12 protein-coding genes are annotated in these 15278 nt (G+C 73.0%); 3 read left to right on the top strand and 9 right to left on the bottom strand.

Annotation, left to right across the window (positions count from 1 at the left end):
• Positions 1 to 66: 66 nt before the first annotated feature.
• The 7 genes from ACFY6U_RS20870 to hrcA form a co-directional block, all read right to left on the bottom strand.
• Positions 67 to 3276 (bottom strand): S41 family peptidase, encoded by a 3210-nt coding sequence (locus tag ACFY6U_RS20870; RefSeq protein WP_390040179.1) that lies wholly within the window; start codon positions 3274 to 3276, stop codon positions 67 to 69.
• Between the two features lie 46 nt (positions 3277 to 3322).
• The gene (locus tag ACFY6U_RS20865) at positions 3323 to 3886 is read right to left on the bottom strand and encodes a hypothetical protein (protein ID WP_390040177.1); all 564 of its coding nucleotides are present in this window, start codon (positions 3884 to 3886) and stop codon (positions 3323 to 3325) included.
• A gap of 93 nt (positions 3887 to 3979) precedes the next feature.
• The gene (locus ACFY6U_RS20860; RefSeq protein ID WP_390040175.1) at positions 3980 to 4372 is read right to left on the bottom strand and encodes a VOC family protein; all 393 of its coding nucleotides are present in this window, start codon (positions 4370 to 4372) and stop codon (positions 3980 to 3982) included.
• Positions 4373 to 4403: 31 nt separating this feature from the next.
• The gene (locus ACFY6U_RS20855) at positions 4404 to 5153 is read right to left on the bottom strand and encodes a 16S rRNA (uracil(1498)-N(3))-methyltransferase (RefSeq protein WP_390040173.1); all 750 of its coding nucleotides are present in this window, start codon (positions 5151 to 5153) and stop codon (positions 4404 to 4406) included.
• Positions 5150 to 6229 carry a nitronate monooxygenase gene (locus tag ACFY6U_RS20850; RefSeq protein ID WP_390040171.1) on the bottom strand — a complete coding sequence of 360 codons (1080 nt, stop codon included), beginning with the start codon at positions 6227 to 6229 and terminating at the stop codon, positions 5150 to 5152. The genes ACFY6U_RS20855 and ACFY6U_RS20850 overlap by 4 nt, the downstream gene beginning before the upstream one ends.
• 316 nt (positions 6230 to 6545) lie before the next feature.
• Positions 6546 to 7682, bottom strand: coding sequence for a molecular chaperone DnaJ (gene dnaJ / locus ACFY6U_RS20845; RefSeq protein WP_390040169.1), 1137 nt, complete (start codon positions 7680 to 7682; stop codon positions 6546 to 6548).
• The gene (gene hrcA / locus ACFY6U_RS20840; RefSeq protein ID WP_390040167.1) at positions 7683 to 8699 is read right to left on the bottom strand and encodes a heat-inducible transcriptional repressor HrcA; all 1017 of its coding nucleotides are present in this window, start codon (positions 8697 to 8699) and stop codon (positions 7683 to 7685) included.
• Between the two features lie 172 nt (positions 8700 to 8871).
• Here hrcA and ACFY6U_RS20835 point away from each other — a divergent pair, with 172 nt between their 5' ends.
• Together ACFY6U_RS20835 and ACFY6U_RS20830 are read left to right on the top strand one after the other, a co-directional pair.
• Positions 8872 to 9594, top strand: a complete 723-nt coding sequence (locus tag ACFY6U_RS20835) for an MBL fold metallo-hydrolase (protein WP_351490600.1) — start codon at positions 8872 to 8874, stop codon at positions 9592 to 9594.
• A gap of 34 nt (positions 9595 to 9628) precedes the next feature.
• Entirely contained in the window at positions 9629 to 10444 is an 816-nt protein-coding gene (locus tag ACFY6U_RS20830) for a DUF3097 domain-containing protein (RefSeq protein WP_390040165.1), read from the top strand.
• 6 nt (positions 10445 to 10450) lie between these two features.
• Here ACFY6U_RS20830 and hemW read toward each other — a convergent pair whose 3' ends face one another.
• The gene (gene hemW / locus ACFY6U_RS20825; RefSeq protein WP_390040163.1) at positions 10451 to 11683 is read right to left on the bottom strand and encodes a radical SAM family heme chaperone HemW; all 1233 of its coding nucleotides are present in this window, start codon (positions 11681 to 11683) and stop codon (positions 10451 to 10453) included.
• A gap of 131 nt (positions 11684 to 11814) precedes the next feature.
• The gene (locus ACFY6U_RS20820; protein ID WP_390040161.1) at positions 11815 to 13800 is read right to left on the bottom strand and encodes a SpoIIE family protein phosphatase; all 1986 of its coding nucleotides are present in this window, start codon (positions 13798 to 13800) and stop codon (positions 11815 to 11817) included.
• Between the two features lie 192 nt (positions 13801 to 13992).
• On the opposite strand from ACFY6U_RS20820, the gene ACFY6U_RS20815 reads away from it, so the two are divergent.
• The coding region (locus tag ACFY6U_RS20815; protein WP_390040159.1) for a HAMP domain-containing protein at positions 13993 to 15278 on the top strand (1286 nt) is incomplete at its 3' end.

Genomic DNA, 15278 nt, shown 5'->3' with positions numbered 1-15278 from the left:
GGTCCGGTGGGGACTTGTCGCGCAGTTCCTCCCCCAGCCTTCGGCCGGGGGTCCCCCCGGCGCCCCTCAGCTCGGCAAGGCCGGCGGGGTTTTCGCGGGACTGTCCTCCAGTGCCTCCAGCGCGAGTCGGACGGCCTCGTCCAGCTGGGGGTCCCTCGCCGCCCCCCAGTCCTGTGGGGTCTGGACGACCTCCACGTCCGGGTCGACGCCGTGGTTCTCCACGCCCCAGCCGTAACCCTCCAGCCAGAACGCGTACTTCGGCTGGGTGACCAGTGTGCCGTCGACCAGGCGGTAGCGGCTGTCGATACCGATCACGCCGCCCCAGGTGCGGGTGCCGACCACCGGGCCGATGCCCAGCGCCTTGATCGCCGCGTTGACGATGTCGCCGTCCGAGCCGGAGAACTCGTTCGCGACGACCACGACCGGTCCGCGGGGCGCGTCCCGCGGGTAGCTCTGCGGCCGCATGCCGCGCGGCAGGTCCCAGCCGACGATCCGCCGGGCCAGCTTCTCCACGACCAGTTGGGAGGTGTGCCCGCCGCGGTTCTCGCGGACGTCCACGACGATGCCCTCGCGGGCCATCTCCACGTTCAGGTCGCGGTGGATCTGGGCCCAGCCGGGCGCCTGCATGTCGGGGACGTGGAGGTAGCCGAGGCGGCCGCCGGACAGCTCGTGGACGTGGGCCCGGCGGTCGGCCACCCACGCGTGGTAGCGGAGCGGTTCCTCGTCGGAGACCGGGACGACGACCGGGTGCCGCAGGTCGCCGCCGCCCGCCGGGGACACGGTCAGTTCGACCGCCTTGCCGGCCGTGCCGACGAGGAGCGGGCCGGGGCCGGTCACCGGGTCGACGGGGCGGCCGGCGACGGCCACGATCGCGTCGCCGGGGCGTACCGCGGCGCCGGGTGCGGCGAGCGGGGAGCGGGCGCCGGGGTCGGAGGTCTCGGCGGGCAGGATCCGGTCGATGCGCCAGCTGCCGTCGGCGTGCCGGGAGATGTCGGCGCCGAGCAGGCCCTGCCGGGCGCCGCCGCCGTGGCCGCCGCGCGGGGTGACGTAGGCGTGCGAGGTGCCGAGTTCGCCCTGGACCTCCCAGAGCAGGTCGACGAGGTCGTCGTGGGTGGCGCAGCGGTCGACGAGCGGGCGGTAGCGGTCGAGGACGCCGTCCCAGTCGACGCCGCCGAGGTCGGGCCGCCAGAACTGGTCGCGCATGATGCGGCCGGTCTCGTCGAACATCTGCCGCCACTCGGCGGCCGGGTCGACGGTCTGCCGGACCCGGGACAGGTCGACGGTGATGTTGGTGTCGCTGTCGTCGTCGTTCGAGGCGCGGCGGTCGCTGGGTACGACCTTGAGCTTGCCGTCGGCCCAGAGCAGGACGCGTTTGCCGTCGCCGCTGACCTCGAAGTGGTCGGCGTCGGAGGCGAGGTACTCGATGCGCTGCTGGGCGAGGTCGTAGCGCTCCAGCTCGGTCTTGGGCGCCGGGTCCTCGGGGTGGGCGCGGGAGGCGCCGAGGACGCCGCGGACCGGGTGGCGCAGCCAGAGGACGCCGTCCTTGGCGGCGCGCAGCGTGGAGTAGCGGCCGGCCTCGACGGGGAAGGGCACGATCCGGTCGGCGAGGCCCTCCAGGTCGATGCGGGTGGCGGGAGTGCCCTCGGCGTCCGGGGTCTCGTCCTTGTCGGGGGTCTCGAAGGGACGGCCGTGCCGCTGCGGGCCGAACGGCGAGGGGGTGGTGGCCGCCAGGGTGATCAGGTGCGGGCGGTCGCCGACCACGAAGGCCAGGTCGAAGACGTGCTCGTCGTAGACCGGGTCGAAGGAGCGGGTGGAGAGGAACGCGAGGTGTTTGCCGTCGCGGGTGAAGGCGGGGTCGTAGTCCCGGAACCGCAGCGGGGTCGCCTCGGTGACGGTGAGGTCGGTGGTGTGGGCTATGCGGAGCTGGCAGAGGCCGCCGGCGCCGGGGTGGGACCAGGCGAGCCAGCCGGAGTCGGGTGAGAAGGCGAGTCCGGAGACGTCGCCGTCCTCGCTGCGGTCGACCTCGCGGACCTCGCCCGTCTCGCGTTCGACGAGGAGCAGGCGTCCGTCGTGGGCGGCGACGGCGACCCGGCCGCCGTCGGGGGCGACGGCGAGGTCCAGGACCCGGCCGAGCTGTCCGGCGGCGATCCGGCGCGGGGTGGCGCCGGGCACGAGTCCGGTGGCGGGGGCGAACTCCAGGGCGTCGTCGCCCTCGGCGTCCGTCACCCACACCACCCATTCCTCGGCGTCCGCGCGGAAGGTGACGGGCAGCCGGGCCCGCACCCCGGGCTGGGCCGCGAGGGCCCGCGCCGGGCCGGACCGGTGGGTCACCCAGTGCACGCCGCCGCGCACCAGGACGGCGCTGCCGCGCGCGGTGTGGTCGGGCGAGGCCGAGCCGAACCAGCGGGCCGCGTTGACCGGGTACGGCTGCCGGTCCACCCGCTGTCCGCCGAGCCTGATGTCCAGGCAGCGCGGCTCGGCGCCCTCCAGGTCGTCGAGGAGCCAGAGTTCACCGGCCGAGGCGTAGACGACGCGGGTGCCGTCGCCGGACGCGTGCCGGGCGTAGAAACCGTCGAGGGGGGTGTGCCGGCGCAGGTCGGAGCCGTCGGCGAGGGAGGAGTACAGCGCGCCCGTGCCCTCGTGGTCGGAGAGGAACGCGATCCGGTCGCCGGCCCACACGGGGTACTCCAGGTTCCCGTCCAGCTCCGCGTGCAGCCGTACGAACTCGCCGGCACCCTCCCGGTCGATCCACAGCTTGCCCGCCGTACCGCCCCGGTACCGCTTCCACCAGGCCGCCTCCCGCCCCATCGGCGCGGACAGCAGCACGGTGTGCGGGCCGGGGGCGACATGGCCGACCGGGCCGTACGGCAGGACGGTGGACGGGCCGCCGTCGAGCGGGACGGTGTGGGCCCAGCTGCGCCGGAGGCTGGCCTGGCCGTGGGTGGAGATGGCGAGGACCTGCCCGTCGGCGGTCCAGCCGCGTACCTGGGTGCGGGAACTCCCCCAGTGCGTCAGGCGGGTGGACGGACCGCCGTCGACGGGGGCGAGGTGGATCTCGGGGGCGCCGTCGCGGGTGGAGGTCCAGGCGACCGTGGTCCCGTCGGGCGAGATGCGCGGCAGCGTCACGGGGACGTTGTCGGCGCTGACCCGCCAGGCCCGGCCGCCGTCCAGGGGCGCGAGCCACACGTCGTCCTCGGCGGTGAAGGCGACCAGATCGCCGTGGACATGGGGAAATCGGAGGTAGGACCGCGGTCCTGTCGCTGCACCCTGAGTCACCCGCTCAGCCTATGCACCGGGGCGTGCTCCCGGTGGCCGATTTCGATCACTTGCCCTGCACCGGCCAGCACGTGGGGTCGCCCTGGCACCAGATGGTCTTCGTGACGGTCACGGTGGGGCCCGGCTGCTGTCCGTAGGTGGGCGGGCGGTAGGTGCTGTACGTCGGCCCGGGCGTGGCGTCGCAATTGCCCAGCCCGTTCACCCGGAACCACTCCTTGCCGCCGACCTTGGCGACGAGGCTCCCGCGCACGCAGGCGCCGCTGACGGCCTTGGTGACCCGGCCGGTGACGGTGATGTTCCGGCCGTCCGTGGTCCGGCCCTGGCAGTCGACGGAGACGACGGTGGTCGAGGTGGCCGACGGCGTCTTCGTGCTCTTCGTGGCCCCCGCCGACGACCCGTAGTTGCCGGTGCAGGTGAGCCAGTCGACGTCGACGTGCTGGCGTTTCAGCTCGGCGGTTGCGGTCCGGTCGGTGGTGTAGGCGACCGTCGCGGTGTTCAGGTCGCTCGGCTGACACGCCACCGCACCGCCCACGGCGAGCACCGCGAGCCCTGCCACGGCCGCCACCCTGGTCCCGCGCGGCCGGCCCCAAATCCGCCTCAATACCCCCATGGAGGGCAGCCTGCCACCGTCGTGCCGGTGGCGGTAGGGGACATACGGCCACTCACGTGTTCGGAGAGGTCACCCGTGCCGGTGCACCGTCCCTCAGGTGCGCAGCAGCAGCCACTCCTGCAGTTCCACCAGGTTGCCCTCGGGGTCCTTGAGATGGGCGACCCGCATGCGTTCCGTCATCTCCGCCGGCCCGTGCAGGAGGACCGCCCCCCGTCCGACGATCTGCTCGCAGTAGGTGTCGAGGTCGTCGACGCGCAGCACCACCAGCGAGCGGTGCCCGGTCGCCGCGTCCCCCAGCTCGTCCAGTATCGCGGCCATCATCGCCCGGTCCTGCAGGGCGATCCCCGCCGATCCGGCGTGCGGGCTGAACTTCTCGTACGGCCCCTCGCTCGCCCCGGACTGCGGCTTCAGTCCGAGCACTTCGGCGTAGAAGCGGTAGCAGGCGGCGAAGTCGGTGACCAGGAGCCGGACTTGGGCGAGTTCCACGGCGTGTTCCCCAGGGTGTGGTGCGGTCGGTTCAGGACCACCGGCCGGTGCGGCCCAGCAGCAGGGCCGTGGCCGCCGTCCCGGCGGTCGACGTGCGCATCACGGTAGGCCCCAGGGTGTACGTCTTCGCACCCGCCTCCTCGAACAGCGCCACCTCGTCCCGCGCGACGCCCCCCTCGGGCCCGACGACCAGCACGATCTCGCCGTCGGCGGGCAGTTCGGCCGCGGCGAGCGGCTCGCTGCCGTGCCCGAAGTCGGAATGCAGCACGGCGGCGAGGTCGGCCTTGGCCAGAAGTGCCGCGACCTGCCTGGTCGTCGCCGCGTCCGCGACCTCCGGGAACCGCACCCGGCGGGACTGCTTGCCGGCCTCGCGGGCGGTGGCCCGCCACTTCGCCAGCGACTTGAGACCCCGTTCGCCCTTCCACTGGGTGATGCAGCGGGCGGCCTGCCAGGGCACGATCGCGTCGACGCCTACCTCGGTCATGGTCTCCACGGCGACCTCGCCGCGGTCGCCCTTGGGGAGAGCCTGGACGACGGTGATGCGCGGAGCCGGCTCCGGCTCCTCCGAGACCGACGCCAGGTGGACGACCAGCCGGTCCTTGCCCTCGGCGGCCACCACGTCGCAGACCGCGTAGCGGCCGGCGCCGTCGGTGAGGACGACCTCCTCGCCGGGCTGGAGCCGCTTCACGGAGACCGCGTGCCGTCCCTCGGGCCCGTCGAGGACGTACTGTCCGCCGGCGTCCGTACGGAAGTGCTCGACGACGAAGACGGGGGCGGTCATCGCTTCTCCCCCTCCTTGGTGGACAACGCTGTCGACGCGGCGGCGAGTTCGGCCGCGAGGGTCTCCACCAGCTGTCCGGCGGGCAGCTCGCGGGCCATCCGGTGCCCCTGCCCGGCCCACAGGGCCATGCCCTGCGCGTCCCCGGACCGGGCGGCGGCCTTGCGCAGCGGGGAGGTGAGGTGGTGGACCTCCGGGTAGGCGGCGGGCGCGTACGGGCCGTGCTCGCGCATGAACCGGTTGACCAGGCCGCGGGCGGGCCGCCCGGAGAACGCCCGGGTCAGCGCGGTCCGCGTGAAGAGCGGGTCGGTGAGCGCCTGCTTGTGCAGGCCGGCGGCGCCGGACTCCGGGGTGGCGAGGAAGGCCGTCCCCAGCTGGGCGGCGCTCGCCCCCGCCGCCAGTACGGCCGCGATCTGGCCGCCGCGCATGATCCCGCCCGCGGCGACGACCGGGATGCCCACGGTCTCGCGCACCTGGGCGACCAGCGACAGCAGCCCGATGCCGGACCCGTCGTTCTCCGGCAGGTCCCGGTGGGTGCCCTGGTGTCCGCCGGCCTCCACGCCCTGGGCGATCACCGCGTCCGCCCCGGCCCGCTCCACGGCGAGGGCCTCCTCGGCGGTGGTGGCGGTGACCAGCGTGACCGTCCCGGCCCGCCGCAGCGAGTCCAGCACCTCCCGCGTCGGCACGCCGAAGTGGAAGGAGACGGCGGCGACCGGGTTGTCCAGCAGCACGGCCAGCTTGGCCTCGTACCCGTCGTCCCGGCCGCTGTCCGGGTCGCCGAGCTCGGTCTCGTACCAGGCGGCCTCACCGGCCAGCTGATGCGCGTAGACCTCCACGGCACCGGACTCGCCGTACTCGGGCTGCGGCATGAAGACGTTCACACCGAAGGGACGGCCGGTCAGCCCCCGCAGCTGCTTGATCTCCTGATACATCCCGTCGGCGGTCTTGTACCCGGCGGCGAGGAACCCCAGCCCGCCCGCCTCGGACACGGCGGCGGCAAGCTGCGGGACGGAGACCCCGCCTGCCATGGGGGCCTGCACGATCGGAAGAGGGAAGAGATCGGTCAGTGCGGAGGACATGACGGCATGTTGTCACGTCCTCCGAACAAGACCGAATCGGGCCGCCCCTTTGGCACATGCCACAAATCTCCCCCCACCGACCCGACCGGTCCAGGGCGAGCAACCCCACCCCTCGACCACCCGAACCTGGCGAGCAACCCCACCCCTCGACCGACCGAGCCGGGCGAGCAACCCCACCCCTCGACCGACCGAGCCGAGGGGCGACCGCACCTGTTGACGGACCGAGTCGGGTGGTGGGTGGGCATAGGTCCCGGGGGTCCAGGGGGCGGAGCCCCCTGGCGGGGTCGAAGGGGCGGAGCCCCTTCACGGCACCCCGTCAACGCCCGTTGAACGCGTCCTTCAGCCGGCTGAACAGCCCTTGCTGACCGGGCTGGAACTGCCCCTGCGGCCGCTCCTCCCCGCGCAGCTTCGCCAGCTCCCGCAGCAACCGCTCCTGCTCGGGATCGAGCTTGGTCGGCGTCGTCACCTCGACGTGGACGATGAGATCACCGCGCCCCCCGCCCCGCAGATGCGTGACCCCACGCCCGTGCAGCGGAATCGACTGCCCGGACTGCGTGCCCGGCCGGATGTCGACCTCCTCCAGCCCGTCCAGCGTCTCCAACGGCACCTTCGTACCGAGCGACGCCGCCGTCATCGGAATCGTCACCGTGCAGTGCAGGTCGTCCCCGCGCCGCTGGAACGTGGAGTGCGGCAGCTCGTGGATCTCGACGTACAGGTCACCGGCGGGACCGCCACCCGGCCCGACCTCACCCTCACCGGCCAGCTGGATCCGCGTGCCGTTGTCGACACCGGCCGGGATCTTCACGGTCAGCGTCCGCCGCGACCGCACCCGCCCGTCACCCGCGCACTCCGGGCACGGCGTCGGCACGACCGTCCCGAAGCCCTGGCACTGCGGGCAGGGCCGCGAGGTCATGACCTGGCCCAGGAACGACCGCGTCACCTGCGAGACCTCACCACGGCCCCGGCACATGTCACACGTCTGGGCGGAGGTGCCCGGCGCCGCGCCCTCACCGTTGCAGGTGTTGCAGACGATCGCCGTGTCGACCTGGATGTCCTTGGTCGTGCCGAAGGCCGCCTCGTCGAGCTCGACCTCGATCCGGATCATCGCGTCCTGGCCGCGCCGCGTACGCGACCGCGGCCCGCGCTGGGACGCCGTACCGAAGAACGCGTCCATGATGTCCGAGAAGTTCCCGAACCCGCCGGCCCCGAAGCCGCCCGCGCTCGCGCCGCCGCTCTGCGAGAGCGGATCCCCGCCGAGGTCGTAGACCTGCTTCTTCTGCGGGTCGGAGAGCACCTCGTAAGCGGCGTTGATCTCCTTGAACCGCTCCTGGGTCTTCGGATCCGGGTTGACGTCCGGGTGCAGCTCGCGCGCGAGCCGACGGAAGGCCTTCTTGATCTCTTCCTGCGACGCGTCGCGGCGCACGCCGAGAACGGCGTAGTAGTCCGTGGCCACTTACGACTCCGCCAGGATCTGTCCGACGTACCGTGCCACCGCTCGTACCGCTCCCATCGTTCCCGGGTAATCCATGCGGGTCGGTCCGACCACGCCGAGTTTGGCGACTGCCTCGCCGCCCGAACCGTAGCCGACCGACACCACGGACGTGGAGTTGAGTCCCTCGTAGGCGTTCTCGTGACCGATGCGTACGGTCATGCCCGAATCCCCTGCCTCGCCCATGAGCTTGAGGAGCACGACATGCTCCTCCAGCGCCTCCAGGACGGGCCGGATCATGAGGGGAAAGTCATGTCCGAAGCGGGTGAGATTGGCGGTGCCGCCGATCACCAGCCGCTCCTCGTTCTCCTCGACGAGCGTCTCCAGCAGGGTGGAGAGCACCGCCGAGACCGTGCCGCGGTCCTCGGCCTCGAACGCTTCCGGCAGGTCCTCCACCAGCCGGGGCACGTCCGAGAACCGGCGCCCCGCGACCCGGCTGTTCAGCCGCGCCCGCAGGTCCGCCACAGACGTTTCCCCGAAGGGCGCCGGGCAGTCGACCATCCGCTGCTCGACCCGCCCGGTGTCGGTGATCAGCACCAGCATCAGCCGGGCCGGCGCGAGGGAGAGCAGTTCCACGTGCCGCACGGTCGACCGCGTCAGCGACGGATACTGCACGACCGCCACCTGCCGGGTCAGCTGGGCCAGCAGCCGAACGGTCCGCGCCACCACGTCGTCGAGGTCTACGGCGCCGTCGAGGAAGTTCTGGATGGCCCGCCGCTCGGGCGCGCTCATCGGCTTGACGCCGGCCAGCTTGTCCACGAACAGCCGGTACCCCTTGTCGGTGGGGATCCGCCCCGCGCTGGTGTGCGGCTGGGCGATGAACCCCTCGTCCTCCAGGGCGGCCATGTCGTTGCGCACGGTTGCCGGGGAGACCCCGAGGTTGTGCCGTTCGGTCAGCGCCTTCGATCCGACCGGTTCCTCGGTGCCGACATAGTCCTGGACGATGGCGCGCAACACCTGAAGCCTGCGTTCACTCAGCATCCGGCGCCACACCTCCAGAAAGTCGTCACCGCGGCCTTTCGGTCCCTTCGGGCCTTTCGTCTGGCACTCTGCGAACGCGAGTGCCAGCATCCCCGGCCCAGTGTACGGCCGTGGGGTACTGACTGGGCAAGGTCGGTCAGGACCCACGGCCTTCTACGGCTAGCGTCGCGGCATGACGGTGACTTGGGAAGAGCTGGGCTGGGAGCGGGTGGCCGAAGGGGTCGGCCGGTGCCGGCTGCCGGGCTGGGACTGCACGGCGGGTCTGGTCCTGGGCGCGGGCACGGCCCTGATGGTGGACGCCGGGTCGAGCCTGGCGGAGGGCGCGCGGTTGCGTACGGAGGCGCAGGCGCTGGCCGACCGCCGTGTGACCCATCTCGCGCTCACCCATCCCCACTTCGACCACGTCTTCGGCGCGGCCGCCTTCGCGGGTGCGGACCTGTACGCGGCGGTGGGCACGGAGGCCGTCCTCGCGTACCACCGCGAGGAACTCCGCCTGGACGCGATCCGCAACGGCCTGCCGGCCGCGGAGGCCGAGGAGGCGGCCGACGCCCTCCCGCTCCCGCGCCATCTGGTCTCCGGCGAGTGGACCCTCGACCTGGGCGACGGCCGCCAGGCCCTGCTGGCCAACGTGGGCCCCGGCCACACCCCCCACGACCTCGCCGTCCTGGTCCCCGGCGACCCGGAGGTGGTGTTCTGCGGCGACCTGGTGGAGGAGTCCGGCGATCCGCAGGCCGGCCCCGACGCCGTACCGTCCCGCTGGCCCGCGGCCCTGGACCGCCTCCTCTCGCTCGGTGGTGATCGCGCCCTGTACGTCCCCGGTCACGGAGCGGTCGTCGACGCGGCGTTCGTACGGGCCCAGCGCGACGCCCTGGCCGCCCGTTTCGGCGTGTCGTAGGCGCACCCGTTCGGCTTCTCCTATCGTCATCCGAATGCGCCAGTACTCCGCCGACCTGACCCCGCCCTGGAAGAAGCCGAAGCCGGTGCCCGAGGTGGCCGCCGAACCCGGTCTGGTGGTCGAGGAGCCGGGTACCGGTTTCTGCGGCGCGGTGATCCGCTGCGAGGCGGGCACGGTCACCCTGGAGGACCGCTTCGGCAAGCACCGCGTCTTCCCGCTGGAGCCGCGCGGCTTCCTCCTGGAGGGCCGGGTCGTCACCCTCGTACGCCCCACGTCAGGGGGGCCGGTACGTCCCTCCCGTACCGCATCCGGCTCGGTCGCCGTCCCCGGCGCACGCGCGCGTGTCGCCCGTGCGGGCCGCATCTACGTGGAGGGCCGCCACGACGCGGAACTGGTCGAGAAGGTCTGGGGCGACGACCTGCGCATCGAGGGCGTGGTCGTGGAGTACCTGGAGGGCGTCGACGACCTTCCCGCCATCGTCGCCGAGTTCGCCCCCGGTCCCGACGCCCGCCTCGGCGTCCTCGTCGACCACCTGCTCCCCGGCACCAAGGAGTGGCGCATCGCGCAGTCGGTCACCAGCGACCACGCCCTGGTCGTCGGCCACCCGTACATCGACATCTGGGAGGCGGTGAAGCCGTCGTCCCTGGGCATCGGCTCCTGGCCCCGCGTCCCGCACGGCCAGGACTGGAAGACGGGCGTCTGCCGGGCGCTGGGCTGGCCCACGGACAGCACGGGCGCGGTGTGGCAGGCGATCCTCGCGCGCGTGGGCTCCTACAAGGACCTGGAGCCGGAGCTGCTGGGCCGGGTGGAGGAACTGATCGACTTCGTCACGGGCAGCGGTGGGGCCTGACCGTGATCAGTCCACCAGATCACGCACCACCGCATCCGCCAGCAACCGCCCCCGCAGCGTCAGCACGGCCCGCCCCCCGTCATACGGACCCTCCTCCAGCAAGCCCTCCCCCAGCGCCCGCCGCGCGGCCTTCAGCCCCTCCTCCTTCAGCAGCGCCAACGGCAACCCTTCCCGCAGCCGCAGCTCCAGCAGGATCCGCTCCACCCGCCGGTCCTCGTCCGACAGGACCTCCCGCCCGGCGCCCGGCGACCGCCCCGACGCCAGCGCCGCCGCGTACGCCCCCGGGTGCTTGACGTTCCACCACCGCACGCCCCCCACGTGCGAGTGCGCCCCCGGTCCGGCGCCCCACCAGTCGGCGCCCCGCCAGTACAGCTCGTTGTGCAGGCAGCGGCCCGCCTCCGAGGTGGCCCAGTTGGACACCTCGTACCAGTCGAAGCCCGCCTCCGACAGCACCGAGTCGGCGATCAGGTACCGGTCGGCGTGGACGTCGTCGTCGGTCATCGGCACCTCGCCCCGGCGGATCCGGCGGGCCAGCTGGGTGCCCTCCTCGACGATCAGCGCGTACGCCGAGACGTGGTCGGGCCCGGCGCCGATCGCCGCGTCCAGCGAGGCCCGCCAGTCGTCGTCGGACTCGCCCGGGGTGCCGTAGATCAGGTCGAGGTTGACGTGCTCGAAGCCGGCCGCGCGGGCCTCCGCGACGCACGCCTCGGGCCGCCCGGGGGTGTGGGTGCGGTCGAGGACCCGCAGGACGTGCTGCCGTGCGCTCTGCATGCCGAAGGAGATCCGGTTGAAACCGCCCTCGCGCAGGGCCGACAGGTAGGCGGGGCCGACGGACTCCGGGTTCGCCTCCGTCGTGACCTCCGCGTCCGCCGCGAGCCCGAACTCGTCCCGGATCGCGCCCAGCATCCGTACGAGATCGGCGGCGGCCAGCAGGGTCGGCGTACCACCGCCGACGAACACGGTCCGCACCTCGCGCGGATCGTCGCCGAGGACCTTCCTGGCCAGCCTGACTTCGTCGATCAGGGTGTCCGCGTAGTTGTCGCGGGAGGCGAGGACACCGCCCGTGCCGCGCAGCTCGGTCGCCGTGTACGTGTTGAAGTCGCAGTAGCCGCAGCGGGTCGCGCAGTAGGGGACGTGCAGGTAGAACCCGAGGGGGCGGGCGGCGGCACCGGCGAGCGCGGAAGCGGGGAGCGCGCCGTCGTCGGGGACGGGCTCGCCGTCGGGGAGTGCGGAAGGCATGTCCTCCATTGTCCCGTACGGATGTCCCGTACGGCTGTCCCGTGCGACAGTCCCGTACGGCTGTCCCGTGCGACAGTCCCGTACGGCTGTCCCGTGCGACAGTCCCGTACGGCTGTCCCGTGCGACGCGGGTCACTCCGCCTGGAGGACGAGCAGCGCCAGGTCGTCCTCCGGCTGTCCACCGCCGAACTCGTGGACGAGCCGTCTGATGCGTTCGGCGATCAGGTCGGCGTTCAGCCCCGCGCAGCCGGCCAGCGCCCGCGCGAGCCCGTCGCCGTCGTCGAACTGGCGGCTGCCGGAGCGCCGCTCGGTGACCCCGTCGGTCACGCACAGCAGGCTGTCGCCGGGCGCGAGCTCGATGGTCTCGCTGGTGTAGGTCTCGTCCTCGACGACCCCGAGCAGGGTCTGCGGGCGGGCGGCGGTGCGGACCTCGCCGTCGGGGCCGAGGAGCAGCGGCAGCGGGTGCCCGGCGGAGGCGAGGGTGCAGCGGATGCCGCCGCCGTCGAGGGGGGTGAGTTCGCCGTAGAGGAGAGAGAGGAAACGGGTCTGCGGGCCGTCGCCGGGCGGCAGGGCGCGGCCGCCGGCGGCGACCAGGGCGCGGGCGGCGGCGTCGGCGGCCTCGGTGGCGTCGTCGAGGAGGAGCTGGTTGAGGCGGTCGAGGACGTCGGCGACCCGGTAGCCCTCGCGGGCGAGGAGCCGCAGCCAGGGCCGGGCGAGGCCGATGACGACGGCGGCCTCGGGGCCCTTGCCCTGGACGTCGCCGACGGCGAAGCACCAGCGGCCGTCGCCGGCCGGGAAGAGGTCGTAGAAGTCGCCGCTGGGACCGCCCTTGTCGCAGGGTTCGTAGACGAGCGCGCTGCGCACGCCCGGGATCTCGGCGACCGCGCCGGGCAGCAGACCGCGCTGCAGGACGGCGCTGATGGTGGCCTGGCGGGCGTACTGGCGGGCCGCGCCGATGGCGAGGGCGACCCGGCGGCCGAAGTCCTCCACGAGGCCGGTGATCTCGTCGGGGATGCCGTCCGGGCCGGACCGCCCGATGACGAGCGTACCGAGCGGGCGGCCACCCGCGATCAGCCGGTAGGCGAGCGCCGAGCCGTGCACGCCCTGCGGGCCGAGCGCCGCGCCGGGCCAGGGATACGGCTCCGGCCCGGACCGTAAGCCGCTGCTCGGGCACGGCGGGTCCTTCTCCAGGGCGTGGCGCAGCTCCTCGATGCGGTTCTCGCTGCCGTGCCAGACCCGGGCCAGCCGCGGGCCGCCCGCACCGCCCGCACCGCCGGGGTCGCCCCAGCCCCCGCCGCGTACGGTCGCCTCGTCCTCCAGCCACACCGCGCACCAGTCGGCGAGCCTGGGCACGATCAGCTGGCCGGTGAGCGCGGCCACCAGATTCTCGTCGAGCTGGCCGGCCAGCAGGTCGGAGGCCTCGGCGAGGAAGGACAGCGCGCCCCGGTTGAGCCAGTCCCGGTCGCGCTCGGGGCGGTGGGAGCATCCTCCTTCGCGCTCCGCCGCGACCGCGACCGCGGCCGCGTGCGCGTGCGCGTGCGGGGGCGGAGGCGGTTCGGGGGCGAGGATCTCGGCGACCTTCAGCTGCTGCTCGTCGGGGAGCGTGCCGCCGCGGCCGGTCAGCCGCGCCCACACCGACTTGGCGCCGGTGCGGTACGTCACCCCCCAGGACTCGGCGAGCGAGGCGACCAGGCGCAGCCCGCGCCCGAACTCCGGTGTCTCGTACGGCGTCTCGCCCGGGTGGTCGCGGGGCGCGCGGGAGGGATGGTGGTCGGTGACCTCGACGACGAACGCCGTCTCCTCCCGCTCCTCCAGCCACCAGTCGACCTCGAGGTCCGTACCGGCGTGCACGACGGCGTTGGTGACGAGTTCGCTGACGACGACCATGGCGTCCTCGGCGACCCGCTGCTGCTCCGGGCGGAGGAGCCCGCACTCGGTCCATTCGTCGAAGGAGGCGCGCACCAGGGCGCGGGCGGAACCGGGCGCGAGGGGGCCTCCGGGCAGGCTCGCGCGCCCCTGCGCACGCGGGCCCGCGGTGTCGTGCGCGGGCGCCGCGTCGTGCGCAGGCGCCTCACGGACCCGGGAGACGGTCTCCCGTTGCGTGGGTATGGCCCCCATGTCCAGCTCCCCGAGCAGTTCGGACGAATACATCCCGATCGATGCGGACAGAGTGACAGACTGACTGCGCCCATAAGCACCGAGTTACCGAAGTGGGCCGCCATGAGTGAGAACAGTGCTACGCGTGTGCTCGAAGACGGACAGAAACCGGAACAACTCCGAGCATCCGCACTGCGCCCTCTGCTCGCCGCGATGACCGCCGCCCGCGACGGCGACTTCACGAAAGTCCCGGAGACCGGGACCGACGGGGCCACCGGGGAGGGGATCGTCGCCGAACTCACCGCGGTCTTCAACCAGATCATGGACCGCGGCATCCACTTCAACACCGAAGTACGACGCGTGAAACGGGAGCTGGTGCGCCACGGCCGGCTGGACGAGCGGCTGTCGGCGAGTCCCGGCCAGGGCGCCTGGACGACACGCGTCAACGACGTCAACCAGGTCCTCGACGCCCTGGTCGCGCCCGCGGCGAACGCCACGCGCGTGCTCGACGCGGTGGCCGGCGGCGACCTGACCCAGCGGGTCGACCTGCACGACGGCAGCCGGCAGCTCCGCGGTGATCTGCGCAGACTCGCCCGCGCGGTGAACACGATGGTCGACCAGCTGTCCCTGTTCACCGGCGAGGTGACCCGGGTCGCGCGCGAGGTCGGCACCGAGGGGCGGCTCGGCGGCCGGGCCAAGGTGCAGGGTCTGTCGGGCAGCTGGCGGGACGTCACCGAGGCCGTCAACACCATGGCGTCCCGGCTGACCGCGCAGGTCCGTGACATCGCCCTGGTGACGACGGCGGTGGCACGCGGCGACCTGACCCGCACGGTGACCGTCGAGGCGACGGGTGAGCTGCTGGAGCTGAAGCTCACCGTGAACACCATGGTCGACCAGCTGTCCGCGTTCGCCGGCGAAGTCACCCGCGTGGCCCGCGAAGTCGGCACGGAGGGCCGGCTGGGCGGCCGCGCCCAGGTACGGGGCGTGTCGGGCGTCTGGAAGGACCTGACCGACAACGTCAACTTCATGGCGTCGAACCTGACCTCCCAGGTCCGCAACATCGCCCAGGTGACGACGGCCGTCGCCAACGGCGACCTCTCGCAGAAGATCATGGTCGACGCGCAGGGCGAGATCCTCGAACTGAAGTCGACGATCAACACGATGGTCGACCAGCTCTCCGCGTTCGCCGACGAAGTCACCCGCGTCGCCCGCGAAGTCGGCACCGAAGGAAACCTCGGCGGCCGGGCGCAGGTCAGAGGCGTGTCCGGCGTCTGGAAAGACCTGACCGACAACGTCAACTTCATGGCCGACAACCTGACGTCCCAGGTCCGCAACATCGCCCTCGTCTCCACGGCCGTCGCCCAGGGCGATCTCGGCAAGAAGATCACCGTGGAGGCGAAAGGCGAGATCCTCGAACTGAAGTCGACGATCAACACGATGGTCGACCAGCTCTCCGCGTTCGCCGACGAAGTCACCCGCGTCGCCCGCGAAGTCGGCAC

The organism is Streptomyces sp. NPDC013157 (assembly GCF_042899865.1).
Lineage (GTDB): Bacteria > Actinomycetota > Actinomycetes > Streptomycetales > Streptomycetaceae > Streptomyces.
The sequence above is the reverse complement of the archived record's forward strand: the minus strand, read 5'-3'. Positions and strand labels throughout refer to the sequence as shown.